Origin of the sequence: Promicromonospora sp. NPDC090134, from assembly GCF_044746965.1 — a bacterium.
Lineage (GTDB): Bacteria > Actinomycetota > Actinomycetes > Actinomycetales > Cellulomonadaceae > Promicromonospora.
This window is the reverse complement of sequence record NZ_JBIVCZ010000001.1, coordinates 952773-977811: the sequence shown is the minus strand read 5'-3', so window position 1 is coordinate 977811 and position 25039 is coordinate 952773. Positions and strand designations below refer to the sequence as shown.

Sequence of the window (25039 nt, the reverse complement as noted above, 5' to 3'; positions counted from 1 at the left end):
TCGTCGTCGGGTCAGTCGTCGTCGTCCGCCGGCCGGCCGGACGGCGTGACCGGGACCGGCCCGGCCGCCAGGCGCACCTCCTCGGCGTCGAGCGCCCGGGCGAGGTCGTCGGACCCCGTGAACATCACGACGCCCGGGTATCCCGCCAGGACGCCCGCGAGGCGGTCGCGCCCCTCCTGGTCCAGGTCGCGGTCGAGGTCGGCGACCAGGAGCAGCGGCGGCTCGCCGTAGACCGCGCGGGCGAGCGCGAGCCGGGCGCGCTGGTCGACGGTCAGCGGCTCCCCGCCGGCGCGCAGCACGGTGCGGGGCCCGTCCGGGAACCTGCCGACGTCGAGGCCCACCGCCGTGAAGACCGCGTCGGCCGTGGCGTCGTCCAGGTCCGGACGACGGTAGCGCAGCGCGCGCCGCAGCGTGCCGCGCTCGAACACGCTGCCCCGGGTCGCGAGTCCGACGAGCGCGCGCCCCTCCCCCGGCGCCACCGCCCGCAGGTTCCGGCCCGCCACCCAGATCTCGTCGGTGGTCCCGGCGGACGCGAGGTCGAGACCCACGACCCGCCGCATCAGGCGCAGGGGCGCCTCCGCAGCAGCGCGATTGTCGCCGCCGCCGTCGGCGTCTCCGCTGCTCAGCCGGATCCGGGCGCCCGGCCCGGCGCGCAGCGGGGAGCCGTCCGGGACGAGGCCGGGGACCACGAGGTGCACCCGGCCCGGCCCGTCCGCGCCGTCCGGCACGTCGGCCTGTGCCGCGATGCTGCTCGCCCGCTCGTGCTCCGTCTTCCGGCGCGCGGCGTCGGCGAGCGCCGGGACGAGCACCGCGCGGGCGGCCAGGAAGGTCTGGCGGTACTCGACGATGCGGCCCAGGTCGACGATCGGGGTGGAGGCGAGCCCGGCCATGGCCATCGCGGCCACGGTGACGGCCGGGTCGAGTCCCCGCACCACGCCGACGGCGGCGACGGCGAGCGTCGCGAGCAGCGCGGCGACGGTGCCCCCGGCCCGCAGCGCCCCGACGGTCGCCGACCGGTCGACGGCGCGGTCGACCACGTCGTCGGACGCCGAGTCGATGTGGTCGAGCTCGCGGCCGGCGCCGCGCGCCGCGATGATCCCCTCCGAGGCGCCGACGGTGTCGGCGATCCGCGTGGCCATCCGCCCGCGGGCGCGCCGCAGCCGCCGCGACTTCAGGTACGCGGTGCGTGCCCAGGGCACCATGACGGCGGCGAGCGCGCCCAGCGGGAGCAGGAACCCGAGGCCGAGGAACGGGTCGAGCACCGTGAGCCCGACGGCGGACCCGGCGATGAGCGGGATGCCCGCCGCGAGCGGTCCGACCCCCTGCGACACCCAGTTGCGCACGCTCGCGAGGTCGTTGGTGGTGCGGGCCACGGTGATGCCCAGGTGGGTGCTGCCGCCCGGCGTGAGCTCGGACTCGACCAGCTCACGGCGCAGCTCGCGCACGTGGTCCTGGCCGAGCCGCTCCGCGACGACGCGCTCCTCGATACGCAGCCCGCCGATCGCCACCGCCGTCGCCACGATGCTCAGGATCGCGATGGCCACCGGCCACGCGCTGCCCGGCCGGAGCTGGGTCAGCGCCCAGGCGCCGACCGCCCCGAGCGCGCCCTGGGCGATGCCGAGCGCGGCGAGACCGACGACCCAGCGGCGTCGGGCGCCGACGAAGATCCGCGGCAGGCCGCCCTGTCCGGGCGAGCCGGAGCCGGACACCGCGGACTCAGGCGACCGCATGGCCCGCGCCGAGCCGCGCGTCCCCGAGCCCCGCGGCCGCCCACGCGACGGCGGGCAAGCAGAGGTCATAGGTCGGCACGACGTCCACGTCGAGCGCCCGGCGGGCCTCGGCGGTGGCCAGCGGCGAGGCCGTGAGCACGCCCGACACCACCGAGGGCTCGGCGCCGAGGGCCCGCAGGGCCGCGACCCCGCCGCTCGCCCCGAGCGCGTCGCCGGCCGCGAACACGACGCGGTCGACCACCGAGCGGAACGCGTCGTCGACCAGCAGGCGACCGGTCTCGCCCTGGTAGACGCCGTCGGCGATCTCGATGAGCACGACGCCGGGCGCGGGCGCGCCCGGCCGCACCGGGGACGCCAGCACGTCCGCCATCGTCGCGAAGACGTCGCGGACGTCCTCGAACGGGAGGCCGAACGTGCTCGGCAGGCCGAAGTCGGTGAAGTCGAGGACGTGGCTCGCGCCCGCGTCGACGAAGTGGTGCGCGTCGTTGCCCGCCCCCGTCCCCGTCGCCTTGCCGGCATGGACCGTGAGGCCGGCCGCGGTCAGGCCGTGGGCGAGGCAGGCCAGCGTGGTGGACTTGCCGGAGTTCATCGACGTGCCGATGACGGCGATCACCGGGACGCGCGCGGCGTTGCCGCTCAGGCTCCCCGCCGCGCGCACCGGGTGCGGCGCGTAGGCCGCGAGGTTGACGACGGTGCCCGACGTCGCGACCACGGACGCACCCCCGCCGACCCCCGACGTCGTGAGCAGACCGATCGGCTCGATCACCGTCGCGTCCTTGACCGCGGCGTGCTGGTCCACCACCCGCGAGGCGAGCCCGCCGGCGGCGGCGAGGTGGCACGGCCCGAGGTCCTCCGGGAGCACGGCGAGGAACTGGTCGGCGGCGTAGCGCGACCCGTACGCCACGACGATCTCGTCGCCCTCGAACAGGATCTGCCGCCGGGAGACGGGCGACTCGAGCCGGCGGTGCTGGCCGATCGTGACCACGCGCGCCAGCACGACGTCCCCGGGCCGCGGTGCCCGGGTCGGATCGGTGACCAGGCCGAAGGCGGCCGGGTCCTGCTCGATCGCCGCTGCGACGAACCGCGTGGAGTAGGCCTTCTTGGCGCGCAGCAGCCGGTGCGCGGCCGGGTCCGGCATCCGCACGGCTGCGGGGGCGGCGTCGGCCCGCAGCGGTGCGGCGACGGGGCGCGGGTCGAGCCCGCGCAGCTCCGGGGAGGTCTCAAGGATGCTCATGGCGGCCACGCTTTCTTGTCGAGGGACGCGATGGTGCGACGTCGTTACTCAACAAGCCCGCCATGAACTCGTGATGAGACCCGGATGAAGGCTTTCTCATCAGCCACGACGGCCGTCCGCCGTCGCCGTGCGGGAAGAATACCCGGGCCGGCGACGGCTCCGGATCACTCCACCTGCCAGCTCCCCTTGCCCTTCGGGACGAGCTCGATCCACGTGTTGCCCGGGTCCAGCAGCACGTGCGCGCCGTCGCCGGTCCGCAGCACGACCGGCGAGCTCAGGTCCTTCTTGGACCACGTCACGGAGAGGCTGTGCCCCATCGAGAACAGCGTGCCCTTGCCGCTGCGCCCGGCGAGCCGGTGCTCCGGCACGGGCGCCCCGGCCGGGTCCCGCCACTTGGTGTTGAACACCTCGGTCGAGAGCACCAGGACGTTCCGCGCGGCGTGCCGTCGGCCGTCGGCGGCGACGGACGGCGCGGAGCCCTCGCTGCGCAGGTACTTCCGGTTGTCCCGGTCCCACGTCCAGACGGTGCGCTGCAGCGTGGACAGCCGCACGTCGACCGAGCGCGCGGCCTTGCCGTCCTGCGGCGCCGAACCCTGGCCGACCTTGCGCGCGTACTCGAACTGGGCGGGCGGCGGGCTCGTCCGCCTGCTGTCGGCCTGCTCGACCCAGGTCGGCACGTGGCCGATCACGTTGTGCGGCGCGGCCCGGCCGGGATCGCGCCGGAAGCCGGGGGCGCCCGTGTCCATGATGATCGTCTGGGTGCCCGCCCGCTGCGCCGCGGCGATGAACGGGCCCTGCCCACCGGAGAACGCCAGGATCCCGTCGAGCGGCGCCACGATCGCGGCGTCCATCGGCCGGATGGAGCGCACCGGCTCCACGGCGTCCGGGAGGTTCGAGTGGTAGGTCGCCACGAAGCGGGTGATGCCGCCCTCGACGACCTCCTCCCACACGATGTCGGCCTCCACCAGGCCGCTCTGCGGCCGGGCCGCGGTCGCGTTCTCGATCTTCACCGACACCGCGGGACGGTGCGCGACCTTCTCGGTCCGCACGCCGGTGAGCGGCCACACCAGCGGCACCTCGGGCTCCGGGGGCCTGCCCCGGTCGCTCTCGACCGAGGCCGCCACCGTCGTGGTGGGTGTCGCCAGGGCCTCGGCGGGCCGGCCCCCGTCGCACCCGGTCAGCCCGACCGCCAGCACCATGGCCGTACCCGTGGCACGGACCGCCGTCCTCCAACGCGTGGTCATCGATACTCCTCCGCGAGCGTTCGGTGCCGAGCCCCGAGGGGTCCGTGTGGCGCACACCTTACAGATCCGGGCGACGCCCGGCCCTTCGAGCACGCTTACGCTCAGGAGGTGACCCTGACCGACCCCGCGGGCGCCGTGGTGCGCGCCGTCCGGGACGCCCTCGACGGCGGCGCCGTCTACGCCCCCCAGCCCCGCCTGTCCGACGCCGCCGTACCGGCCGGGACCGCGCTCGTGCTCCGGACCTCCGGTTCCACGGGAAACCCCCGCGAGGTCGCGCTCAGCGCGGCGGCCCTGCGGGCCTCGGCCGAGGCCACCCACGACCGGCTCGGCGGGCCCGGCCGCTGGCTGCTCGTGCTGCCGCCCACGCACGTCGCGGGCGTCCAGGTGGTCAACCGGACGGTCGTGGCGGGGACCGACGTGCGCGTGGGCGACCTGGCCCCCTTCACGCCCGGCGCGTTCGCCGCCCTCGCGCGGGACTTCCTCGACTCCCCGGGTGCGGACGGGAGTGGTCGCGCCTACGTCTCGATCGTGCCCACGCAGCTCCACCGGCTCGTCGCCGCGGCCGACGGCGGGGACGGGACCGACGGCGGGGACGGCGACGACGGGGCCGGCCTCGCGGCGCTCGCACGGTTCGACGCCGTGCTCGTCGGCGGCGCCGCGACCCCCGCCCCGCTCCTGGCCCGCGCGCGAGCCGCCGGGGTCCGCGCCGTGACGACCTACGGCATGTCCGAGACGAGCGGCGGCTGCGTGTACGACGGCGTCCCGCTGGCGGGCGTGCGGGTCCGGCTGGCCGATGCCGCGGGCCCCGGCGCCGCGACCGGCGTGGTCGAGCTGTCCGGCCCCGTGCTCGCCGAGGGCTACGTGGGCGACCCCGACGCGACGGCCGCCGCCTTCCGCACCGACCCCGACGGCACCCGCTGGTTCCGCACCTCCGACCTGGGCCGCCTCGACGACGGCCGCCTGACGATCCTCGGCCGGGCGGACGACGTGATCCTCACCGGCGGGGTCAACGTCGCCCCGGCCGCCGTCGAGGACGCGATCGCCGGGCACCTGGCCGTGCGGGGCACGCCGGGTGAGGCGTGCGTCGTCGGCGTGCCCGACGACGAGTGGGGCCAGGCCGTGGTCGCCGTCCTCGCCCTGCCCGGCCACGCGCCCGCCGTCGGCGCGCCGGAGCACCGGACGCCGGGGGACGGCACGCCGGGAGACACGGCGCCCGGGGTCCCGCTGCCCCTGGCCGACGCCGACGGCGAGCTGCTCGCCGGGCTGCGCACCGCCGTCGGCGGGCGGCTCGGGGCGCCGGCGGCGCCGCGCCGCGTGTACGTGACCCCGGCCCTGCCGACCCGGGGCCCGGGCAAGGTGGACCGCCGGGCGGTGCGCGACGCCGTCGTGCGGGCCGAGCGGAATCAAGGCCGGGAACCCGTGCGACCATGACTTCGTTCCTCCGCCAGGACCGGGCCCCGGCCCGGTGCCGTGGCGAGGACACAGTCACACCCCACGAACGAAGGACACGCTGATGGCCACTGCCGCCGAGTGGATCTCCGGGGCGCGGCCCCGCACGCTGCCGGCGGCGGCCGCCCCCGTCATGGTGGGTACCGGCGCGGCCGCACAGGTCGGCTCCTCCGCCTGGCTGCCCGCTCTGCTCGCGCTGGGCGTCGCCCTCGCACTGCAGGTGGGCGTCAACTTCGCCAACGACTACTCGGACGGCGTGCGGGGCACCGACCTCGACCGCGTGGGCCCGATGCGGCTCACGGCGTCGGCCGCCGCCCAGCCGCGCGCGGTGAAGGGTGCCGCCTTCGCGGCGTTCGGCGTCGCAGGGGTGCTGGGGCTGATCCTGTGCGCGGTGTCGGGGCACTGGTGGCTGCTCGCGGTCGGCGCGGTGAGCGTGGTCGCCGCCTGGTACTACACGGGCGGCAGGACGCCGTACGGGTACCGGGGCCTGGGCGAGATCGCCGTGTTCGTGTTCTTCGGCCTGGTCGCGGTGCTCGGCACCACGTACACGCAGGCCGACCGCATCACCTGGCCCGCGGTGCTCGGCGCCGTGGGCGTGGGCCTCATCGCGTGCGCGCTGCTCATGGTGAACAACCTGCGTGACATCCCGACCGACGTCCTCGCCGGCAAGCGCACCCTCGCGGTGCGGCTCGGCGACTACCGGGCGCGTCGCGCGTACATCGCGATGATCTGGGTCCCGGTGCTGCTCGGCGCGCTGTGCGTGTTCTGGGCACCGTGGTCGCTCGTGGTGCTGCTGCTGCTCGGCCCGGCGGCGCTGCTGTCCATCCCGATCCTCGCCGGGGCGCGCGGCAAGCTGCTCGTCCCGGTCCTGGCGGGCACGGGGCTGTACGAGCTGGGCTACGGGCTGCTGCTCTGGTTCGGCCTGTCGCTCTAGTCGGCGCGCAGCTTCTCGTCGACCTCGGCGTCCTCGTGGGCGGCGTCGGCGTCGATCTTCGGGGCCGCGGCCCGCGCCGCGGCACGCCGCTCGGCCCGGCCGGCCATCCACTCCGTCGCGGCGTCGCGCGGCCTGCCCAGGGTCAGGTACGACACCGCCAGGGCGACCAGCACGGCGACGACCGGGAGCAGCCAGCCCCGCAGTCCGACGAGGTACAGCGCGCCGAGTGCCGCGGCGACGAGCGCGACACGGAGCAGGGAGTAGATCACGAGGGGCACCCACCCATGGTAGGCCGGGCGCGCGTCGCGTTCGCACGACGACGGCCCAGCGGGCGACAACAGGGCGAACGTCACGTCGAGGGCTGCCCCGCCCGCGCCAACCCACCGTAGGCTGGGGGTATGCCTCGCGTACTCCTGATCTTGGTGGTCGTCGGACTCATGGCCTATGCCCTGACCGATGTCTGGGGCGCCGACGAGGACGAACGCGCCGGCCTGCCCCGCTGGCTCTGGGTGCTCCTGATCGTCCTCCTGCCCCTGCTCGGCGCGATCTCGTGGATCGTGGTGCGGGTCAGCCGCCGGTCCGACGCCGGCCCAGCCTCGGGCCCCGGCCCCGGCTCCGGCGGAACCCGCCCGACCACGCCACCGCGGCCCGGCCCGCGCCGCCCCTCCGGCCCCGTGGCCCCGGACGACGACCCGGAGTTCCTCTGGCTGCTGGAGCAGGAGAAGCGCAAGCGTGAGCGCGAGGCCCGCGGCCGCCAGGAGGCCAAGGACGACGACGCCGAGAGCAACTGAGCGTCGGGACGAGACATAGACCAAGGGCACCGGATCCGCGCGGATCCGGTGCCCTTGGTCTTGTGGTTGTCGGGGCTCACAGGCCCGAGTACGAGTGCTTCCCGTTGAAGATCAGGTTCACGCCGGTGAAGTTGAACAGCACGCACGCGTAGCCGGCCACGACGAACCAGGCCGCACGGGACCCGGACCAGCCGCGCGTGGTGCGCGCGTGCAGGTAGGCCGCGTAGACCACCCAGACGATGAAGCTCCAGACCTCCTTGGGGTCCCAGCCCCAGTAGCGGCCCCAGGCGTCCTCGGCCCAGATGGCGCCGCCGATGAGCGTGAACGTCCACAGCACGAACGCCACCGAGTTTAGGCGGAACGAGAGCGACTCCAGGGCGGCGGGCGCCGCGGTGTGGTCGAGCCAGCCCCAGTGCCGGCTGCCGAGCACCGGCGAGCCGTTGTCCCGGGCGTCCCGCAGGAGCTGCAGCACCGACGCCACGAAGGCGACGGTGAAGATGCCGGTGGCGCAGATGGCGACGCCCACGTGGATCACGAGCCAGTACTTCTGCAGCGCGGGCTGGACGCCCATCGCCTCCACGAAGAACTTCTCCTGGGCCAGCACCAGGAACAGCACGCCGAGCCCGCTCACGAACGCGCCCAGGTACCGCACGTCGCGCCGCGTGTTCACGCCGGCGAACACCGCGACGGCCACGAACGTGCCCACCAGCGTGAACTCGTACATGTTGGCCCACGGTGTGCGCCCCGCCGCGATGCCGCGCAGCACGATCGCGATCAGCAGCAGCGCCGCGGCCAGCCAGGTCACGGACATCCCGATCCCGGCGAACTTGCGGTTCACCGGACCGGCCGCCGCGCCGGTGCCGACGGGGGCGGCGGACCCCGCGTCGATCAGGCCGGGCGCGTCGTCCCCCGCCCCCGCGCCGACACTCACCTTGTCGCGGCTCCGCGCCGCGTCCCGCGCGTCGACCTTCGCGCCGGACAGGCGCGAGAGATCCACCGAGAACGCGATGAGCCCGATCGCGAGCGCCGTCGCGGCACCCCAGACGAGCAGCACGCTCAGGTTTGCCAGCTCCATGTTCAGTCCTTTTCCGATCCGGTCTCGATGCGCGGTTCCTGAGCTCGTCCAGTGGCCGCCGGTCCGGGTTCCGCTCCCGGCACCGCCCCCAGGGCGCGGTCGACCTCGGCCTGGAGGCCGGCGTCGTCGCCCCGGGCGAGCCCCGCGACCTCGACCACCGTAACGCCGTCCGGCCCGTCGTACGCCCGCGCCCAGACGCGCCGCCGCGGGGTGAAGAGCGAGACGGTGAGCCCCGCGAGCGCGAGCAGCGCGAAGACGAGCACGAACGCCAGCGACGGGTCGTGCCGCAGGTCGAGCGCCACGTAGCGCGGGAGGTCCTCGCCGAGGGTCAGGGTGCCGAGCCCGTTCGGCAGGTCCACGGTCTCGCCGGGCCGCGCCAGCACCTTGACGCGCTCGCCGGACTCCTCCAGGGCCGGGGTGAGCGACGCCGTGTCGAGCTCGTACACGTTCTGCGGCGAGCCGTCGTCGAGCCCCAGGTCACCCGTGTACACCTCGAGCACGAGCAGCGGGTCCACGGGCTGCGGGAACGCCGAGCGGGCCGACCCGTCCTCGTTCACCTCCGCCGTCGGCAGGAAGTAGCCGACGAGCCCGATCTGGTCCAGCCCGGGCGACACGTCCGGCACCTTCACCACACCGCGGGAGGTGTACATCGTGTCCTCGGGGATGAACGTGACCCGGCCGGAGAAGGCGACCTCGCCCTCGGCGTCGTGCACGGTGATCTCGGGGGCGAAGCCGTTGCCCTGGAGGTAGATCTTGGCGCCGTCGACGACGACCGGGTGGTTCACCTTGATCTGCTCGGGCCGCTCCTCGCCGGACGGCTCGGTGACCGTCACGTGCGCCGTGAAGTCGCGCGCCTGGGCGAAGGCCACGGTGTCGCTCGCGAACTCCGACTCGAACTTGTCGAGCGTCATCGAGAACGGCACCAGGGAACCGGGGCGGAACCATCCGCCCTTCTCGAAGGTGTCGTAGTCCACGACGGCGTTGGCGAAGCCGCGGCCCTCGGTGACGATGGCCTGGCCGCGGTAGTGCAGCATCTGGCCGGTCGCGACGGAGACGAGCAGGCCGACCAGCGCCAGGTGGAAGACGAGGTTGCCGGACTCGCGCAGGTAGCCGCGCTCGGCGCTCACGGTGGCGGACGCGGGGCGTCGGCCGCGGGCGGCCTCCTCGCCCCGGTCCACCCGGAACGTGGGCAGCCAGGAGAGCCGGCCGCGCAGGTGGGCGGCGACGGCGTCGGCCGCCTCCTCGGGCGCGGCGCCGGTGGTCGCGGTGGCCTTGGCCGGGAACCGGTTGAACCGGGACGGCACGCGCGGCGGGCGGCCGCGCAGGGCGCGGTAGTGCGCCGCCGACCGCGGCAGGATGCAGCCCACGAGCGAGACGAACAGCAGGATGTAGATGGCGGAGAACCAGACCGACGAGTAGACGTCGAAGAACCCGGCCTTGTCGAGCCAGTCCCCGGCGGTCGGGTGGTCGGCGAGGTACTCGAGCACCCCTGCGGCGTCCTGGTTGCGCTGCGGGAGCACCGACCCGGGCACGGCGGCGACGGCGAGCAGCATCAGCAGCATGAGCGCCACGCGCATCGAGGTGAGCTGGCGCCACATCCAGCGCAGCGTGCCCACCAGGCCCAGCGCGGGCGCGGTGGGCCGCTCGGGCTTGCGCTCCTTCGGGTCCGACGCCGGGCCGTCGTGCGCCTCGCCCGGCTCGCCCTGCGTGAACGCGTCCGCGATGCCCTCGGGGACGTACGTGCCTTCCCTGCTGTCCCGGGTGCTGTCCCGGTTGCTGGTACGACCGGCCATCAGATCACCGTCTCGAATCCACCGATCCAGAGCTGCATGGCCCCGGTCAGTCGCGTCCAGAGCCCGGTGACCAGCAGCAGCCCGACCAGCACCAGCAGCCCGCCGCCGATGCGCAGCGCCGCGAGGCGGTGCTTGCGCAGGAAGTCCAGCATGCGCTCGGAGCTCTGCAGCCCGAGGGCCACGAGCAGGAACGGAACACCCAGGCCGATGCAGTACGCGATGCCGAGCAGGGCGCCGCGGCCCGCCGAGGCCTCGTCGATCGCGAGCGCCTGCACGGCGCCGAGGGTGGGGCCGATGCAGGGCGTCCAGCCGAGCCCGAAGACGACGCCGAGCAGCGGCGCGCCCCACAGGCCGGCGCGCGGCGTCAGGTGGAACCGGGCCTCGCGCTGCAGGAACGGGACGGCCCCGAGGAACCCGAGGCCGAGCAGGATCACCACGGCGCCGAGCACGCGGATGATCACGTCCTCCCAGCGCACCAGGTAGGCGCCCAGGCTGCCGAACGCGGCGCCGAACGAGACGAACACGGCGGTGAAGCCGAGGACGAACAGGGCGACCCCGCCGACCACGCGGCCGCGCGCCGGCTTGGTGCGCGTCGCCACGATCCCGGGGGTCGTACCGGCCGAGGCCGCGGCCATGCTGCTCACGTACCCGATGTACCCGGGCACGAGCGGCAGCACGCACGGCGAGGCGAACGACACGAAGCCCGCGAGCAGCGCGACGGGCACCGCCAGGAGCAGCGACCCGCTCCAGACCGTGCTCGCGAGCCCGTCGCCGACGGCGGTGGCGATGGCGCCGGTCGAGTACATCAGGCGGCCTCCGCCAGGACCTCGTCGATCAGGGCCTCCAGCGTGGACCCCTCGACCTGGCCGATGACGCGCGCGGCCACGTTGCCCTCCTGGTCCAGCACCACGGTGGACGGCACGGCCTGCAGCGGCACGACGCCGGACAGGCCGGCGATCACCTTGCCGGTGCGGTCCTCGATGCTCGGGTAGGGCACCTCGAAGGTGCGCTGGAACGCCTGGGCGGCGCCGGCGTCGTCCTCGGTGTTGATGCCGAGGAACTGCACGCCGTCCTTGGACCCCGCGAGGTCCACGAGCTCGGGGGCCTCGGCGCGGCACGGCGCGCACGAGGCGTACCAGGTGTTCACGACCACCACGTCGCCCGACCACCCGGAGGTGTCGACGTCGTTGCCCTCGAAGTCGCTGCCCGTGATGGTGACGGGCCCCTTGCGCTCCCCGACGTCGTACGTCTGGACCGAACCGTCACCGGAGACATACCCCTGCCCCACGACGTCGCCGGCGCCCGAGTCCTCCGGGCTGCACGCGGCGAGCGAAACGACGAGGCCGAGCACGATGCCGACGACCACTACCCACTGGACCGCCTTGACGGTCTTGCCCCGCATCACGCGCCGGCGACCTTGCTCGCGCCGTCGTAGAGCTCCGCGGCGGGCTCCGTGTAGTGCAGGCCGACGAACGTGTCGTCCTCGAAGTGCAGGGACGTCAGGGACGCGAGGTTGCACTGCCGGTTGCGCGGGTCGTGCCAGAGGGTCCCGCCCTCGAGCGCTCGGCGCGTGAGCCAGATGGGGAGCTGGTGGCTGACCAGCACGATCTCGTGGCCCTCCGCGGCGCGGCGCGCGTCCTCGACGGCGGCGCGCATGCGCTCGACCTGCGCCGTGTAGGGCTCGCCCCACGACGGGCGGAACGGGTTCCACATGTACGGCCAGTTGCGTGGGTTCTTCAGCGCCCCGCCGCCGGGGCCGGCGACGACCAGGCCCTCGAACCGGTTGTCGGCCTCGATGACGCGGTCGTCGGTGGCGAGCTCGACGCCGAAGCCCTGCGCCACGGGGGCGGCCGTCTCCTGCGCCCGTTGCAGCGGGGAGGCCACCACGTGGGTCACGTCCCGGCCGGTGCTCGTGAGGTGGTCGGCGACGATCTTGGCCATCGCCTGGCCACGGTCGGACAGCCGGTAGCCGGGCAGGCGCCCGTACAGCAGGCCGTCGGGGTTGTACACCTCGCCGTGACGCAGCAGGTGAACCGTCGTGGAAACCATGACCCACAGTCTCCCATCCGACCCTGGGTGCCCGTGACCTCCAGCGAGTGTGCATTACGTCATCTCGCGCCGATCCGGTCCGGCCGACCTACATTCGGCGGAAAGGTTTCGCCATGAAACCGTCGGATGCAAGCAAGGGGGCTCCACATGAGTGAGACGGCATCGCCTGCCATGTACGCGCGTCTGGCCGCCGAGGCGCTCGGCACCTTCGTGCTGGTGCTGGGTGGTTGCGGCACCGCGATCCTCGCGGCCAACTTCCCCGACGCCGAGGCCAACACGCTGGGCGTGGGCTTTCTCGGGGTCGCGCTGGCCTTCGGCCTCACCGTCGTGGTCGGCGCGTTCGCGCTCGGCCCGATCTCAGGCGGCCACTTCAACCCCGCCGTCACGCTGGGACTGGCGGCCGCGGGCCGGTTCTCGTGGAGCGACGTCGGTGGCTACGTCGTGGCGCAGGTCATCGGCGGCGCGCTCGGTTCCAGCGTGCTGGCGCTGGTCGCCCTCGGCGGGCCGGACGGTTTCTTCGACGCCGCACGCGAGTCGGGCTTCGCGTCCAACGGGTTCGGCGAGCACTCCCCGGGCGGGTTCGGGCTCGGCTCCGCGATCCTGACCGAGACCGTGCTCACCGCGGTCTTCCTGTTCGTCATCCTCGGCACCACGGCGCGGATCGCCTCCCCCGGGTTCGCGCCGCTGGCCATCGGCCTGACGCTCACCCTGATCCACCTGATCTCGATCCCCGTCACCAACACGTCGGTGAACCCCGCCCGTTCCATCGCCACCGCGATCTACGGCGGCGGCTGGGCCTGGGGGCAGCTCTGGGTGTTCCTCCTGTTCCCGATCCTCGGCGCACTCGTGGCCGGGTACGCGTACCGCCCGATGTTCAGCCGCGTGCTGACCGAGTAGGCCCCGCCATCCCCACCACCGCCGTGTCAGACGTACAGGTCACCCGGGTGACCTGTACGTCTGACACGCGCGCGGACGCCGCGCGTGGCCCGGGATCAGTCGCAGTGCGCCGTGAGCCCTTCCTCCGTGCCGCCCGACATCTTCGAGGACTCCGCGACCTTGGCCATGATGCGCCCGAGCAGCGCGAACTCCTCGGGGTCCAGCGCGTCCACCATGATCCGGCGCACCGCCGCGACGTGGCCCGGCGCCGACACCTCCAGCGCCGCGTAGCCGGCGTCGGTCATGGTGCAGTTCACCCCGCGGCGGTCGCCCTCCGCCGCCCGGCGCTCCACGAGCCCGCGCGCCTCCATGCGCGCGACCGTGTGCGTGAGGCGGCTGCGCGAGAGCACCAGGCCGTCGGCGAGCGTCGACATCCGCATGGTGCGCTCCGGCGCCTCCGAGAGCTGCACCAGCAGGCTGTACTCCCCGAGCGAGAGGTCGAGGGTCCGGTCGTGCACCGCACTGAGCGCCTCCACGAACCGCGCGGTCCCCTCGAGATACCGCCGCCAGGAGCCCTGCTGCTCCTCGGTCAGCCAGAGATCGGAACCCTGGATCGTCTCCGCTGCCACTTCGCCCACCGCCTTCGTACTCGCCGAGCTGCCAGGAGGGCCGCCCCGGGTGACGCCGTCGCGCCGGGAGCCATGATCGCCCGCCGGCGCGAATGTGATCTGCGACGTGCCGGGCGCCCTCTAGGAATACGTTACGGGACCCGTTATGTTGGAACGCATCAGATCTAGTTGATCCCTCAACTATCTACCTCAACCGCCGCACCCACAAGGAGTCCCCCTGATGGCCACCCCGCTTCCCGCAGGTCTCACCACCGGCGCCTACGACATCGACCCCTCCCACACCGCTGCCTCCTTCTCCGTCCGCCACGCCGGGATCGCGAAGGTGCGCGGCAGCATCACGGTCACCTCGGGCACCATCACGGTGGGCGAGGACCTGGAGTCGTCGAGCGTCACCGCCGAGCTGGACGCGGCCTCCGTGAGCACCGGCGACGCCGGTCGTGACGGCCACCTGAAGAGCGCCGACTTCTGGCACGCCGACGAGAAGCCGACCTGGACGTTCTCCTCGACCGACATCAAGGCCGACGGCGACGACTACATCATCTCGGGCGACCTCACGATCAACGGCATCACCAAGGGTGTCGAGCTGGAGACCGAGTTCACCGGCACCGCCAAGGACCCCTTCGGCAACGACCGCGCCGGCTTCGAGGCCAACCTCGAGGTCAACCGCAAGGACTTCGGCCTCACGTGGAACGCCACGCTGGAGACCGGTGGCTTCCTGGTGGGCGACAAGGTCAAGATCACGCTGGACGTCAGCGCGATCGCCAAGGGCTGAGCCCCGCTCGTCCCTGATCCTGGTTCAGCAGGCTCCGGACGACCGCATCCGCACGGATTCCGGTCGTCGGGGGCCTGCTGAACTCTTGTCCGGAACCAGTCAGCGGGCCGCGGCCCTGCGCACCAGGACTGCCCAAACCACGAACCACGGAACGGCCCAGACCGCCGACAGCACCACTGCCCGGTCCAGGCCGCGCGCCGACACGAGGTGCCCGAGCCCCGCGACGTCCGTGACCGCGACGACGAAGCAGGCCCCGAAGACCGCGGCGATACCCAGCGGGACGATCCAGAGGCTCAGCACCAGGCCCTGGGTCCTGGCGCTCGGACCCGGTCCCCCGTCCGCGAGGATGCGATCGGCCCGCCGGGCCGACACGATCAGCAGGACCACTCCCACGCCTGCCGTCAGCAGCACGGCACCGAGCGTGACCGGCGCGACGACGGACCGGGTCGCGGCCCCGGCGTCGAGCCAGGCATAGGCGAAGAGGCCTAGTGGGCCAAGTGCCACCAGGGCGACTCCCCAGACGACACCCTGCCGCACGGTCCAGGGCAGGGTGACGACGGTCCGGGGGCGCCCGGCGAAGAGTTCCGCGTCCGTGACCGGCGTCAGCGCTCCACCGCCCCCGGTCAGGGCACGGTCGGGCCGCTCGGCCCCGAGCCGGGTGTCCGCGCGGATCGCCGCGACCCGTGCCCGGCGCTCGACGCCGGTCAGGTCCTCCCCCGCGAAGCTCACCAGTCGACCCGAGCGGGCGTCGACGTGCTCCGCATCGACAGGCCCGCGCCCCTCGACGAGCGTCGTGTACCCCGCTGCCATCTCCCGGGTCTTCCGGGTCCCGGCCAGGGTGTCGAGAAGGCGGGCCGTCGAGATACCCACACCGCCCGGCAGGATGAGCACCGCAGCGAGAACGGTGTGGTCCGCGGCCCAGAAGAGCGCTCCTACGACGGCGCAGGCCATGCCGCACCAGAGGAGCCAGCTCGCCGCTGCGGACAACCGCCCCGCCGGGACGCCCGTGAGCGTCCTCCGCTCGATCCCGGGGTGCCATTCAGGGCTGGTCACCAAGGTCCTCCTTCTCGAGAAGCGCGGCAGCAGGTCACGAGCCCGCGACGCGCGACCGAGGACGCACAGGGTACCGAGTCAGAGCGCCGCGGCCCGCGTGGCCGCGTGGAAGGCCAGGATCTGCAGCTCGCCGCCGACGTCGACCGAGCGGACCACCACGTCGTCCGGCACCTGGAGCGCCACCGGCGCGAAGTTCAGGATCTCCCGGACGCCGGAACCCACCACGGAGTCGGCCACGTCCTGGGCGCCGTGGCCCGGCAGCGCGAGCACCACCATGGAGACCCGCTCGCGATCGATGACCTCGGCCACCTCGCGCACGTGCTCCACGGTCACGCCGGCAACGCGCGTGCCCACGACGTCGGGCGACGCGTCGAGCAGCGCCACGACCTGGAAGCCGCGCGTCGCGTACCCCGAGTAGTTCGCCAGGGCGTGCCCGAGGTTTCCGATGCCGACGATCGCCAGCCGGTGCTCCGTCTCGAGCCCCAGGGCGACCGTGATGTACGAGGCGAGCGACTCGACGTCGTACCCGACGCCGCGCGTGCCGAACGAACCCAGGTACGAGAGGTCCTTGCGCAGCTGCGCCGAGCTGACGCCCGACCGTTCGGCGAGCTCTGTCGAGGAGGTGAGGTCCACCCCCTCGGCCGCGAGGTCGCGCAGGGCGCGCAGGTAGTACGGCAGCCTCCCTACGGTTGCTGCTGGAACTGTCCCGTCACTGAGTTCGACCACGTGCTGCTCCCCTCCCCGCGACCACTGTGTCGCGGGCGTACGCACACACTGCCTGGACGATCATGCCAGGAGGCGTGCCAGGCGCGCACCGTCCACGCGCCAGAAACCTTGCTGGATCCCGTCCACCTCGAGCACGGGGACGTACTCCCCGTACTTGTCGCGCAGCGCGGGCGCGCTGTCGATGTCGACCTCGCGCCACGCGGTCCCCGCGCTCTCACATACCTTCTCGACGACGGCACGTGCGTCCTCGCACAGATGGCACGCCTCGCGTGTGTAGAGAACGACCCGGGTCTCGGCGGCAGTGGTCACGCCCCGAGGTTACGTCACGCGCGGGCCACCGAACGGTCGGTGTCCGGCAGCCGCCCGTCCGCCCAGCGCACGCCCCAGGCCAGGAGGAGGAAGACGACGGCGACGATCGCGGAGTTGGTGACCGCGCCCGCGTAGCCGAGCGCGTTCACGTCCAGGAACGGGTACGGGTACCAGCCCGTGACGGCGCCGCGCACGAACGTGTAGACCAGCCAGGCGATCGGATAGACGACGGACCACCACACCGTCCGCCCCGTCACGCGGGGCCGCGGCCCCACCTGCAGCCAGGCGAGGACGGCGAACACCGGCGCCAGGACGTGCAGCATCATGTTCGACACCATCCCGGCGCCCGTCAGCTCCACCAGCCCGCGCAGCACGGTGTTGTACACGATGCCGGTCACCGCGATGCACAGCAGGGCGTCGAGCCGCAGCACCCGGAAGACCGGGCCGTCCCGGCGCGGGTCCACCGCGAGCGCCACCGACACCCCGCCGATCAGCAGGTTCGACTGGATGGTGAAGTAGCTGAAGAGCCGGACGATCCGCTCGGCGTGCGTCGGTGCGAGACCGGGGCCTCCGGTGAGGGCGACGACGAGCTCTATCCCGAAGCCCCCGAGAGCCAGCACGGCGACCAGAAGATGGAGGAATCGCGCCAGCCCGACACCCTCGGGGATCCTGATGTTCTGCGTCACCCACCGGTTCTACCAGCGCTTCCGCCGGGGTGCCCGGCGAGGACTTGCGTCCTGTGGCACGCGGATAGAGTGACCTCCATGCCGTCGACGCACCCCTCGTCCGCCACCGCGGCGTTCTTCGACGTCGACAACACGATCATCCGCGGTGCGAGCGCCTTTCACCTGGCCAAGTCGGCGTACCAGCGCAAGTTCTTCGGTACGCGGGACATCCTCAGGTTCGCCCTGATCCAGGCGCGATACCTCCTGTGGGGCGAGAACCGCGAGGAGATCGACCAGGTGCGCGACCGGGCGCTCTCGCTCATCGCGGGCCGCAGCGTCGCGGAGATCGCCACCCTCGGCGAGGAGGTGTGGGACGCCGTCCTGTCGCTGCGGATCTACCCCGGCACGCGCCGGCTGCTCGACGAGCACATCGCCGCCGGCCACCAGGTGTGGCTGGTGACGGCCACCCCTGTGGAGATCGCGCAGCTCATCGCCCGCCGCCTCGGCGCCACGGGCGGGCTCGGCACCGTGGCCGAGCACAAGGACGGGTTCTACACCGGCCGGCTCACCGGTGACCTGATGCACGGCCAGGCCAAGGCCGACGCCATCGTCTCGCTCGCCGAGACCGAGGCCATCGACCTCGACGAGAGCTACGCCTACGGCGACTCGCTCAACGACCTGCCGATGATGCGGTCCGTGGGCCACCCCTGCCCCATCAACCCCGACCTGCGGCTGCGCCGGCACGCGCAGGAGGTCGGCTGGCCCATCCGGGAGTTCCGCGGGCGGTCGCAGCGCGCGGCCGGGCGCGGGGTCCGGACGGCGTCGTGGGCCGGGGCGGCCTGGGTGCTCGGCCTGGTGCTGCGGGCGGCCCGACGGCGGCTGCGCGGGCACTAGCCCCCGGAGGCACGAAGAAGGCCCGGCCCCCCGAGGGGCCGGGCCTGCTCGTCACGCGCCCGACGGCGCGCGCGTCACTTCTTGTTGCGGCGCTGGTGGCGCGTCTTGCGAAGCAGCTTGCGGTGCTTCTTCTTGGCCATGCGCTTGCGGCGCTTCTTGATGACGGAGCCCATAGGTCCTCGCAATGTTCGGTCGGTCGGTCGGCGGCGGCCCGACGACGGGCCGCGCGGCGAAATGGTCCACGGTTGGTCCGGGACAGTGACGCCATAGTGACGATGGCCGACCAACACGAAAAGGAGTCCGCTACCTAGGCTACCTGCTCTGCCGCGCGCCCCGTAATCGACGGCGGTGTGAGGTGCGCCGGACCTGCGTCCCCGGCCGGCCACGAGGCCCGTCCGGGGACCCGCTCAGGGCCGCGCCGCGAACCGCTCCAGCAGGTCGGCGTGGCCGGAGCAGACGAGCAGGTCGTTGGCGGAGACCCGGGTCTCCGGCGTCGCGTAGACGAAGTCCACGCCCGGCGACTTCACCCCGATCACGGTGATCCCGTACCGCTTGCGGATGTTGGACTGCGCCAGCGTGAAGCCCTGCGCCTCGCGGGGCGGGCGCATCTTCACGATGGTGAAGCCGTCCTCGACCTCGATGTAGTCGAGCAGCTTGCCGCTGACGAGGTGGGCGACGCGCGAGCCGGCGTCCGCCTCCGGGAAGACGACGTGGTGCGCGCCGATGCGGGTCAGGATCCGGCCGTGCTCGGCGGAGATCGCCTTGGCCCAGATCTGGGGCGTGCCGAGGTCCACCAGGTTGCCCGTGATGAGCACCGACGCCTCGAGCGACGAGCCGACGCCCACCACCGCGACGCCGAAGTCCTTCGCGCCGAGCTGCTCCAGCGCGTCCGGGTTGGACGCGTCGGCCTCGACCAGCGGCAGGCGCCCGGACCACTGGGCCACCAGCACGGGGTCCTGCTCGACGGCGAGCACGTCCTGGCCCAGCCGGTCCAGGGTGGCGCCGATCGCCGACCCGAACCTCCCCAGGCCGATCACGAGCACACCCGCGTCCCGCTCGGGCTTCTTCTCCGGCACGGTATTCCTCTCTGCCAGCCTGTCAGATGCTCAGGTCACCATAATGACCTCGGATTCTGACACGGCGGTCTCAGCCGATGATGGGTCGTTCCTCGGGGAAACGGATGATCCTCCGCCGGTCCCGCAGTGCCAGCACCGCCACGACGGTCACCGCACCGGTACGCCCCACGAACATCAGGGCGGCCAGCACGTACTTCCCGGCGTCGGGCAGGGCCGCGGTGATCCCGGTGCTCAGTCCGACGGTCGCGAACGCCGACAGCACCTCGAACAGCACCCGGGACAGGCTCAGGTCCGTGACCTGCAGCAGCGCGACGCACGAGATGAGCACGATGCTCGCACCCGTGAACACGACCGCGATCGAGAGGCGCAGCACGTCGCGCGGGATCCGGCGGCCGAACGCCTCGATGTCCCGGTCGCCCCGCGCCTCCGCGATGATGGCCAGCAGCATGACCGCGAGCGTGGTCACCTTGATACCGCCCGCGGTGGACGCCGAGCCACCGCCCACGAACATCAGGGCGTCCTGGATGAGCCAGCTCGACTCGTGCATGGCGCCGATGTCCACGGTGCTGAACCCGCCCGAGCGCGGCATGATGCCGGCGAAGAGCGCGGCCAGCAGCTTGTCCCCGAAGCTCAGCGGCCCGAACGTGGCGGGGTTGGTCCACTCCAGGGCCAGGAGCATCAGGGCGCCCACCACGAGCAGCACGCCGCTGGTCACGAGGGTGAGCTTGCTGTGCAGGGAGAGTCGCTTGGTCCAGCCGTGCCAGCGGTGACCGGGGCGGGGCAGGGCCCGCTGGATGTTGAGGATGACGGGGAACCCGAGCGCCCCGACGAACACGCCGAGAGCGATGGGCAGCAACAGGGTCCAGTCGCCCACGTGCGGCATCAGCCCCTCCACCGTGGGGACGAAGCCCGCGTTGTTGAAGGCGGAGATGCCGTAGAACAGCGAGTGCCAGGCCGCCGTGCCCACGTGGTCCTCGAGCACGAAGAACCGGGGGAACAGCAGCACGGCGATGGACAGCTCGAGCGTGGTCGCGGTGACGATGATGACCCGGACCAGGGAGCCGACGTCGCCCAGCTTGCTCGTCTTGGTCTCGGACGCGGTCAGCAGCTTCTGCGTGAGCCCGATCTTGCGCGACACGATCATGCCGAGGATGGAGGCGACGGTCATGATGCCGAACCCGCCCACCTTGATGCCGGTGAGGATGACGACCTGCCCGAAGAACGACCAGTAGGTCGCCGTGTCCTGCACCACGAGGCCCGTGACACACACCGCGGAGACGGCGGTGAACAGGGCGTCCACGAAGCTCGCGCCCTCGCCGTCTGCGGTCGCGAAGGGCAGGAGCAGGAGGATCGCGAAGACCCCGATCACGCACGCGAAGACCGTGACCGCCAGGCGGGCCGGGGCGCGGAACGCGAGCGCGCCCACGTACTCGCGGATGCCGAACAGCCTGTGCCGGAACCTCGGCGCCATCCGACCTGCTCCCTCCCCTGCATCCCGACGATCGACGCCCTACTCTGCCACGCCGAAGGGCGCACGCCGGGCAGAAACTCTGCATCCTGGGCCACCGCACCCGCCGGCGGCCGGGTCCGTTACCGTGGGCGGGTGCACCTCGCCCGGCTGGTCTGGAGTCCGCGACTCCTCGAGTACGACTTCGGCCCCGGGCACCCCATGTCGCCCGCCCGCCTCGACCTGACGATGCGGCTCATCAAGGCTCTCGGCCTGCTCGACCGGCCCACGCTCGAGGTGGTGGACGCCGAGCCCGCGACCGACGCCGTGATCGAGTCGGTGCACGACGCCGAGTACGTCGCCGCCGTCCGGCACGCCGGGACCACGCTGGAACCCGACCTGCTGCGCGGCCTGGGCACCGACGACGACCCGCTCTTCGTCGGGATGCACGAGGCCGCCGCCCGCCAGCTCGGCGGGTCCGTCACGCTGGCCGACGCCCTGTGGCGCGGCGAGATCACGCACGGCGTGAACGTCGCTGGCGGCATGCACCACGCGATGCCGGGCGCGGCGTCGGGCTTCTGCGTCTACAACGACGCGGCCGCGGCGATCCGCCGGCTGCTGGACCTGGGCGCGGAGCGGGTCGCCTACCTGGACTTCGACGCCCACCACGGCGACGGCGTCGAGGCGATCTTCTGGGACGACCCGCGCGTCCTGACCGTCTCGATCCACGAGGACGGCCGCACCCTCTTCCCCGGCACGGGCGCCTCGGCCGACGTCGGCATGCCCGGCCCCGCCGAGGGGACCGCCGTCAACATCCCGGTCCCGGCGCGCACCTCGGGGCCTGCCTGGCTGCGGGCGATCGACGCCGTCGTGCCCGCGCTGGTCCGGGAGCACCGCCCGCAGGCGATCGTCTCGCAGCACGGCTGCGACGCCCACGGTCGCGACCCGCTCTCGAACCTGAACGTCTCCGTGGACGCGCAGTGCACCGCGCAGCAGTGGGCGCACGCCCTCGCGCACGAGCACGCCGACGGCCGCTGGCTCGCCCTGGGCGGCGGCGGGTACGCGGTGTCCGACGTCGTCCCGCTGGCCTGGACCGCGCTCGTCGCCGAGGCCGCGCACGCGCCCGTCGCGCAGGGGACCGCGCTGCCTGCCTCGTGGCGTGCCGCCGTCGAGGCCCTGGACCTGGAGGCCGCCCACACGATGGGCACGGCCGATGTGCCGTTCCGGAGCTGGCGCGACGGCTACGACCCGGCCGACCCGGTGGACCGCGCCGTCCAGGCCACCCGCCGCGCGGTCTTCCCCCTGTGGGGTCTGGACCCTCTGCTGGACTGACCGGATCGGGCCGCGACCCGTCTGCTCCGGCGGCGATCCGGAGCCGGCATCCGAAGGGTTCGCGTGGAGTTCAGGTCGGCGACACCTCGATCCGGGAACCTCTGGTCCATGCGACGTCGCCTCGCCGGCCTGCCGGCCGCCCTGCTGCTCGTGTCCCTGCTCGCACCGGTCGCGGCACCCGCGTCGGCCGTCGCGGACGGGGCGGACGGCGGCGGCGGGAGACACCGGACCGCCACCGTCACCACCTCGGTGGAGACTCCCCCGCTGTACGACGACGAGGCCGGCGGCAACGCGTCCGGCGACGACCCGGCGATCTGGGTGCACCCGGACGACTCGGAGCGGTCGATCGTGGTCGCGACGGCCAAGGAGGGCGGGCTCCGGGTCTACGACGTGGCCGCGGCCGAGCTGCAGTCGGTCGCGGCCACGCCGGCCCCGCGCGCGGACGGCGTGCCCGGCCGGTTCAACAACGTGGACATCGCCTACGACCTGGACGTGGCCGGCGAGCCGACCGACGTCGCCGTCGTCTCGGACCGGTACAACGACCAGATCCGCTTCTTCGCGATCGACCCCGCGGGGGCGGACGCCGGGGCGCCGCTCACCGAGACCACCGCGCCAGAGCTGGAGTTCCTGTTCAGCCCGGACCGGGAGACGGTCGCCGAGGACCAGACCGCGTACGGCCTGGCCGTCTACCAGCCGCGGCGCGGCGGGACGTACGCCGTGGTGACCCAGGAGGGCAGCACCACCATCGCGACGGCGCGCCTCACGACCGGTCCGGACGGCGTGGGCTACACCGACGTCGAGCACCTGGAGATCCCCGGCGAGTTCCGGCTGCCGGACGGCACCACCTGGGTGCCGTGCGAGGAACCGGGCGTCGAGCCACAGCTCGAAGGCGTGGCGGTCGACCGCCGCACCGGCACCCTGTACGCGACGCAGGAGGACGTGGGCCTCTGGCGCGTGCCGCTGCCGCTCGGCTCGGGCGAGCCGCGCCTGGTCGACAAGGTCAAGGACTTCGGCGTGCACGACGCCTACGACCCCGAGACCGAGGAGTGCGCCCCGGTGGACCCGGACGCGCCGTCGTACGGCGGAGCGAACCTGACCGCCGACGCCGAGGGCGTCGACATCTGGTACGGCCCCGGCCGCACGGGCTACGTGATCGTCTCCAGCCAGGGCGACGACACCTACGGCGTCTACGCCCTGACCGGCCGCAACCGCTCGCTCGGCACCTTCCGCGTGGCGGGCGACGGCGTGGACGACGTCAACGGCTCCGACGGCCTGGCGGTGTCCAACGCGCCCGTCGGCGAGTACGAGTCCGGGCTGCTCGTCACGCACGACGAGCCCGAGACCGGGCCCGACGTCGACCCGGACCGGGACGCCACGGGTTTCTCGTACGTGCCCTGGGGCGACGTCGCCGAAGCGCTCCACCTGCGCTGAAGGTCGCGCGGACCGGCCGGGCCTGCCGGCCGGCCGGTCCGCGCCGCACTCACGCCGTCCGGCGGCGGAGCGTCAGGATGCCCAGCACCACCGCGCCCACGATGAACAGCACGATCACGCCGACGGCGCCGCGGATGTCGGCCCACTCGTCCCCCGCGGCGAGCGACGTCATCGCCTCGATGGCGTAGGTGAGGGGAAAGACCCGGGACAGCCACTCCAGAACCTCGGGCATCTGGTCGCGCGGCATGAGGAGACCGCAGGTGATGAGCTGCGGGAACAGGATCGCGGGCATCATCTGGACCGCCTGGAACTCGCTCCGGGCCAGCGCGGAGGCGGCCAGCCCCAGGGTGCAGCCGAGGATGGCGTCCAGCAGCGCCACGACGACGACGAGCCAGAGCGGGCCGGCCACGTCCATCCCGACCAGCACGGCGAAGCCGACCACGACGAGCGCCTGTACGAGCGCGAGCGTCGCGAACGCGAGACCGTAGCCCGCCACGAAGTCGCCCTTGCGGATGGGCGTGGTCATGAGCCGCTCCAGCGTGCCGGACTGCCGCTCGCGCAGCGTCGCGACGCTCGTGACCAGGAACATCACGATGAGCGGGAACAGGCCCACCAGCATGGGGCCGAACTGGTCGACCACCTGGGGCTGATCGTGGAACATCCAGGCGATCAGGCCGATCAGCAGGCACGGCAGCAGCAGGATGAGGGCCACGGTGCGGTGGTCGCCGCGCAGCTGGGACAGCACGCGGCCGGCGGTGGCGAGGGTGAGGGTCATCGCGCGGTCTCCTCGTGCGTCGGGGTGGCGGCGGCGTCGGCCGCATCGATCAGGGCGAGGAACGCGCGCTCGGCGTCGGGCGCCCCGGTGCTGGTCAGCAGCTCGTCGGGCGTGGTGTCCGCGACCAGCCCGCCGGCCCGCATCAGCAGCAGGCGGTCGCACTGCGTGGCCTCGTCCATCACGTGGCTGGAGACCAGGAGCGTGCGCCCCTCGGCGGCGAGCCGCCGGAACATCGTCCACAGGTCGCGCCGCAGCACGGGGTCGAGGCCGACCGTCGGCTCGTCCAGCACGAGCAGCTCGGGGTCGCTGACCAGGGCCGCGGCCAGCGAGACGCGGGACCGCTCGCCGCCGGACAACGTGCCGACGCGCTGCTTCTCGTGGCCGCCGAGGTCGACGGTCGCCACGGCGGCCGCCACGGCCTTGGCGGGGGACGGGACGCCGGCGAGAGCCGCGAAGTACCGCAGGTTCTGGGCCACGGTGAGGTCGGTGTAGACGCTGGCGTCCTGCGTCATGTAGCCGACCTTGCGGCGCAGGCCGGGGCTGCCCGCCGCGGCGTCCAGCACCTGGACCGTGCCGGTGACCTTGTCCTGCACCCCCACGACGGTGCGCATGAGCGTGGTCTTGCCGGAACCGGACGGCCCCAGCAGCCCCACGACGGATCCCGCGGGCACGTCGAGCTCCAGCCCGTCGATGATCGGCCTCCCGCCCCGGACGACCCTCAGGTCCCGGATGACGACCGCGTTTTTCCTCATGTG

At 73.3% G+C, this 25039-nt stretch carries 27 protein-coding genes; 8 read left to right on the top strand and 19 right to left on the bottom strand.

Annotation, left to right across the window (positions count from 1 at the left end):
* Positions 1-11: 11 nt before the first annotated feature.
* The 3 genes from ACIPN7_RS04230 to ACIPN7_RS04220 form a co-directional block, all read right to left on the bottom strand.
* On the bottom strand, positions 12-1730 hold the full coding sequence (locus ACIPN7_RS04230) for an ABC transporter ATP-binding protein (protein WP_400538286.1): 1719 nt from the start codon (positions 1728-1730) through the stop codon (positions 12-14).
* On the bottom strand, positions 1717-2964 hold the full coding sequence (locus ACIPN7_RS04225; RefSeq protein WP_400538284.1) for a DUF1611 domain-containing protein: 1248 nt from the start codon (positions 2962-2964) through the stop codon (positions 1717-1719). The genes ACIPN7_RS04230 and ACIPN7_RS04225 overlap by 14 nt, the downstream gene beginning before the upstream one ends.
* A gap of 164 nt (positions 2965-3128) precedes the next feature.
* A complete protein-coding gene (locus ACIPN7_RS04220; protein WP_400538282.1) occupies positions 3129-4208 on the bottom strand; it encodes a DUF3048 domain-containing protein in 1080 nt (359 codons plus the stop codon).
* Positions 4209-4316: 108 nt separating this feature from the next.
* Here ACIPN7_RS04220 and ACIPN7_RS04215 point away from each other — a divergent pair, with 108 nt between their 5' ends.
* Both ACIPN7_RS04215 and ACIPN7_RS04210 read left to right on the top strand, forming a co-directional pair.
* Entirely contained in the window at positions 4317-5639 is a 1323-nt protein-coding gene (locus ACIPN7_RS04215; RefSeq protein ID WP_400538280.1) for an AMP-binding protein, read from the top strand.
* An 82-nt stretch (positions 5640-5721) separates the two neighbouring features.
* On the top strand, positions 5722-6591 hold the full coding sequence (locus tag ACIPN7_RS04210; RefSeq protein ID WP_400538278.1) for a 1,4-dihydroxy-2-naphthoate polyprenyltransferase: 870 nt from the start codon (positions 5722-5724) through the stop codon (positions 6589-6591).
* Here ACIPN7_RS04210 and ACIPN7_RS04205 read toward each other — a convergent pair.
* A complete protein-coding gene (locus ACIPN7_RS04205; RefSeq protein ID WP_400538276.1) occupies positions 6588-6869 on the bottom strand; it encodes a DUF4229 domain-containing protein in 282 nt (93 codons plus the stop codon). The two genes, ACIPN7_RS04210 and ACIPN7_RS04205, sit on opposite strands and share 4 nt — an antisense overlap.
* Before the next feature lie 120 nt (positions 6870-6989).
* On the opposite strand from ACIPN7_RS04205, the gene ACIPN7_RS04200 reads away from it, so the two are divergent.
* Complete coding sequence (locus ACIPN7_RS04200) at positions 6990-7382, top strand: PLDc N-terminal domain-containing protein (protein WP_400538274.1); 393 nt, start codon at positions 6990-6992, stop codon at positions 7380-7382.
* Between the two features lie 76 nt (positions 7383-7458).
* Here the strand turns inward: ACIPN7_RS04200 and ccsB are convergent, their stop codons facing one another.
* From ccsB to ACIPN7_RS04175, 5 genes are read right to left on the bottom strand one after another with little or no spacing between them, the layout of a single operon-like run.
* A complete protein-coding gene (ccsB, locus tag ACIPN7_RS04195) occupies positions 7459-8457 on the bottom strand; it encodes a c-type cytochrome biogenesis protein CcsB (RefSeq protein WP_400538272.1) in 999 nt (332 codons plus the stop codon).
* A gap of 2 nt (positions 8458-8459) precedes the next feature.
* On the bottom strand, positions 8460-10250 hold the full coding sequence (locus ACIPN7_RS04190; RefSeq protein ID WP_400538269.1) for a cytochrome c biogenesis protein ResB: 1791 nt from the start codon (positions 10248-10250) through the stop codon (positions 8460-8462).
* Positions 10250-11056, bottom strand: coding sequence for a cytochrome c biogenesis CcdA family protein (locus tag ACIPN7_RS04185; RefSeq protein WP_400538267.1), 807 nt, complete (start codon positions 11054-11056; stop codon positions 10250-10252). Before ACIPN7_RS04185 ends, ACIPN7_RS04190 begins: the two co-directional genes overlap by 1 nt.
* On the bottom strand, positions 11056-11652 hold the full coding sequence (locus ACIPN7_RS04180) for a TlpA family protein disulfide reductase (RefSeq protein ID WP_400538265.1): 597 nt from the start codon (positions 11650-11652) through the stop codon (positions 11056-11058). Before ACIPN7_RS04180 ends, ACIPN7_RS04185 begins: the two co-directional genes overlap by 1 nt.
* Complete coding sequence (locus tag ACIPN7_RS04175) at positions 11652-12299, bottom strand: histidine phosphatase family protein (protein WP_400538263.1); 648 nt, start codon at positions 12297-12299, stop codon at positions 11652-11654. Before ACIPN7_RS04175 ends, ACIPN7_RS04180 begins: the two co-directional genes overlap by 1 nt.
* 147 nt (positions 12300-12446) lie before the next feature.
* Here ACIPN7_RS04175 and aqpZ point away from each other — a divergent pair, with 147 nt between their 5' ends.
* Positions 12447-13196, top strand: coding sequence for an aquaporin Z (gene aqpZ / locus ACIPN7_RS04170; RefSeq protein ID WP_400538261.1), 750 nt, complete (start codon positions 12447-12449; stop codon positions 13194-13196).
* A gap of 95 nt (positions 13197-13291) precedes the next feature.
* Here the strand turns inward: aqpZ and ACIPN7_RS04165 are convergent, their stop codons facing one another.
* Positions 13292-13804, bottom strand: a complete 513-nt coding sequence (locus ACIPN7_RS04165; protein ID WP_400538259.1) for a MarR family winged helix-turn-helix transcriptional regulator — start codon at positions 13802-13804, stop codon at positions 13292-13294.
* A gap of 220 nt (positions 13805-14024) precedes the next feature.
* Between ACIPN7_RS04165 and ACIPN7_RS04160 the strand changes: the two genes are divergently transcribed.
* On the top strand, positions 14025-14576 hold the full coding sequence (locus ACIPN7_RS04160) for a YceI family protein (protein WP_400538257.1): 552 nt from the start codon (positions 14025-14027) through the stop codon (positions 14574-14576).
* 99 nt (positions 14577-14675) lie between these two features.
* Here the strand turns inward: ACIPN7_RS04160 and ACIPN7_RS04155 are convergent, their stop codons facing one another.
* From ACIPN7_RS04155 to ACIPN7_RS04140, 4 genes are all read right to left on the bottom strand, one after another.
* Complete coding sequence (locus ACIPN7_RS04155) at positions 14676-15629, bottom strand: hypothetical protein (protein ID WP_400538255.1); 954 nt, start codon at positions 15627-15629, stop codon at positions 14676-14678.
* 78 nt (positions 15630-15707) lie between these two features.
* Positions 15708-16355: a redox-sensing transcriptional repressor Rex gene (locus ACIPN7_RS04150; RefSeq protein WP_400538253.1), complete on the bottom strand. Its 648-nt coding sequence runs from the start codon at positions 16353-16355 to the stop codon at positions 15708-15710.
* Between the two features lie 60 nt (positions 16356-16415).
* Positions 16416-16664, bottom strand: coding sequence for a glutaredoxin family protein (locus ACIPN7_RS04145; RefSeq protein ID WP_400538251.1), 249 nt, complete (start codon positions 16662-16664; stop codon positions 16416-16418).
* Between the two features lie 14 nt (positions 16665-16678).
* Positions 16679-17350 (bottom strand): Pr6Pr family membrane protein, encoded by a 672-nt coding sequence (locus tag ACIPN7_RS04140; protein WP_400538249.1) that lies wholly within the window; start codon positions 17348-17350, stop codon positions 16679-16681.
* Positions 17351-17428: 78 nt separating this feature from the next.
* On the opposite strand from ACIPN7_RS04140, the gene ACIPN7_RS04135 reads away from it, so the two are divergent.
* On the top strand, positions 17429-18223 hold the full coding sequence (locus tag ACIPN7_RS04135; protein ID WP_377232475.1) for an HAD family hydrolase: 795 nt from the start codon (positions 17429-17431) through the stop codon (positions 18221-18223).
* A 74-nt stretch (positions 18224-18297) separates the two neighbouring features.
* Here ACIPN7_RS04135 and ACIPN7_RS04130 read toward each other — a convergent pair whose 3' ends face one another.
* From ACIPN7_RS04130 to ACIPN7_RS04120, 3 genes are all read right to left on the bottom strand, one after another.
* Positions 18298-18396 carry a 30S ribosomal protein bS22 gene (locus tag ACIPN7_RS04130; RefSeq protein ID WP_003792170.1) on the bottom strand — a complete coding sequence of 33 codons (99 nt, stop codon included), beginning with the start codon at positions 18394-18396 and terminating at the stop codon, positions 18298-18300.
* Positions 18397-18630: 234 nt separating this feature from the next.
* Positions 18631-19299, bottom strand: coding sequence for a potassium channel family protein (locus ACIPN7_RS04125; protein WP_400538247.1), 669 nt, complete (start codon positions 19297-19299; stop codon positions 18631-18633).
* 70 nt (positions 19300-19369) lie between these two features.
* Positions 19370-20770, bottom strand: a complete 1401-nt coding sequence (locus ACIPN7_RS04120; protein ID WP_400538245.1) for a TrkH family potassium uptake protein — start codon at positions 20768-20770, stop codon at positions 19370-19372.
* Between the two features lie 132 nt (positions 20771-20902).
* On the opposite strand from ACIPN7_RS04120, the gene ACIPN7_RS04115 reads away from it, so the two are divergent.
* Together ACIPN7_RS04115 and ACIPN7_RS04110 are read left to right on the top strand one after the other, a co-directional pair.
* A complete protein-coding gene (locus ACIPN7_RS04115; RefSeq protein WP_400538243.1) occupies positions 20903-22078 on the top strand; it encodes an acetoin utilization protein AcuC in 1176 nt (391 codons plus the stop codon).
* 108 nt (positions 22079-22186) lie between these two features.
* Positions 22187-23509 (top strand): phytase, encoded by a 1323-nt coding sequence (locus ACIPN7_RS04110; protein WP_400538240.1) that lies wholly within the window; start codon positions 22187-22189, stop codon positions 23507-23509.
* A 49-nt stretch (positions 23510-23558) separates the two neighbouring features.
* Here the strand turns inward: ACIPN7_RS04110 and ACIPN7_RS04105 are convergent, their stop codons facing one another.
* Positions 23559-24284: an ABC transporter permease gene (locus tag ACIPN7_RS04105; protein WP_400538237.1), complete on the bottom strand. Its 726-nt coding sequence runs from the start codon at positions 24282-24284 to the stop codon at positions 23559-23561.
* A complete protein-coding gene (locus tag ACIPN7_RS04100) occupies positions 24281-25036 on the bottom strand; it encodes an ABC transporter ATP-binding protein (RefSeq protein WP_400538234.1) in 756 nt (251 codons plus the stop codon). Before ACIPN7_RS04100 ends, ACIPN7_RS04105 begins: the two co-directional genes overlap by 4 nt.
* Between the last annotated feature and the right edge of the window lie 3 nt (positions 25037-25039).

What these genes read in the sequence shown, in the direction of transcription:
- ACIPN7_RS04190 (WP_400538269.1), bottom strand. Translation starts at nt 10,250, where the DNA reads ATGGCCGGTCGTACCAGCAACCGGGACAGCACCCGGGACAGCAGGGAA.
- ACIPN7_RS04120 (WP_400538245.1), bottom strand. Translation starts at nt 20,770, where the DNA reads ATGGCGCCGAGGTTCCGGCACAGGCTGTTCGGCATCCGCGAGTACGTG.
- ccsB (WP_400538272.1), bottom strand. Translation starts at nt 8,457, where the DNA reads ATGGAGCTGGCAAACCTGAGCGTGCTGCTCGTCTGGGGTGCCGCGACG.
- ACIPN7_RS04160 (WP_400538257.1), top strand. Translation starts at nt 14,025, where the DNA reads ATGGCCACCCCGCTTCCCGCAGGTCTCACCACCGGCGCCTACGACATC.
- ACIPN7_RS04225 (WP_400538284.1), bottom strand. Translation starts at nt 2,964, where the DNA reads ATGAGCATCCTTGAGACCTCCCCGGAGCTGCGCGGGCTCGACCCGCGC.
- aqpZ (WP_400538261.1), top strand. Translation starts at nt 12,447, where the DNA reads ATGAGTGAGACGGCATCGCCTGCCATGTACGCGCGTCTGGCCGCCGAG.
- ACIPN7_RS04100 (WP_400538234.1), bottom strand. Translation starts at nt 25,036, where the DNA reads ATGAGGAAAAACGCGGTCGTCATCCGGGACCTGAGGGTCGTCCGGGGC.
- ACIPN7_RS04230 (WP_400538286.1), bottom strand. Translation starts at nt 1,730, where the DNA reads ATGCGGTCGCCTGAGTCCGCGGTGTCCGGCTCCGGCTCGCCCGGACAG.
- ACIPN7_RS04220 (WP_400538282.1), bottom strand. Translation starts at nt 4,208, where the DNA reads ATGACCACGCGTTGGAGGACGGCGGTCCGTGCCACGGGTACGGCCATG.
- ACIPN7_RS04130 (WP_003792170.1), bottom strand. Translation starts at nt 18,396, where the DNA reads ATGGGCTCCGTCATCAAGAAGCGCCGCAAGCGCATGGCCAAGAAGAAG.
- ACIPN7_RS04135 (WP_377232475.1), top strand. Translation starts at nt 17,429, where the DNA reads ATGCCGTCGACGCACCCCTCGTCCGCCACCGCGGCGTTCTTCGACGTC.
- ACIPN7_RS04180 (WP_400538265.1), bottom strand. Translation starts at nt 11,652, where the DNA reads ATGCGGGGCAAGACCGTCAAGGCGGTCCAGTGGGTAGTGGTCGTCGGC.
- ACIPN7_RS04210 (WP_400538278.1), top strand. Translation starts at nt 5,722, where the DNA reads ATGGCCACTGCCGCCGAGTGGATCTCCGGGGCGCGGCCCCGCACGCTG.
- ACIPN7_RS04200 (WP_400538274.1), top strand. Translation starts at nt 6,990, where the DNA reads ATGCCTCGCGTACTCCTGATCTTGGTGGTCGTCGGACTCATGGCCTAT.
- ACIPN7_RS04105 (WP_400538237.1), bottom strand. Translation starts at nt 24,284, where the DNA reads ATGACCCTCACCCTCGCCACCGCCGGCCGCGTGCTGTCCCAGCTGCGC.
- ACIPN7_RS04175 (WP_400538263.1), bottom strand. Translation starts at nt 12,299, where the DNA reads ATGGTTTCCACGACGGTTCACCTGCTGCGTCACGGCGAGGTGTACAAC.
- ACIPN7_RS04185 (WP_400538267.1), bottom strand. Translation starts at nt 11,056, where the DNA reads ATGTACTCGACCGGCGCCATCGCCACCGCCGTCGGCGACGGGCTCGCG.
- ACIPN7_RS04110 (WP_400538240.1), top strand. Translation starts at nt 22,187, where the DNA reads ATGCGACGTCGCCTCGCCGGCCTGCCGGCCGCCCTGCTGCTCGTGTCC.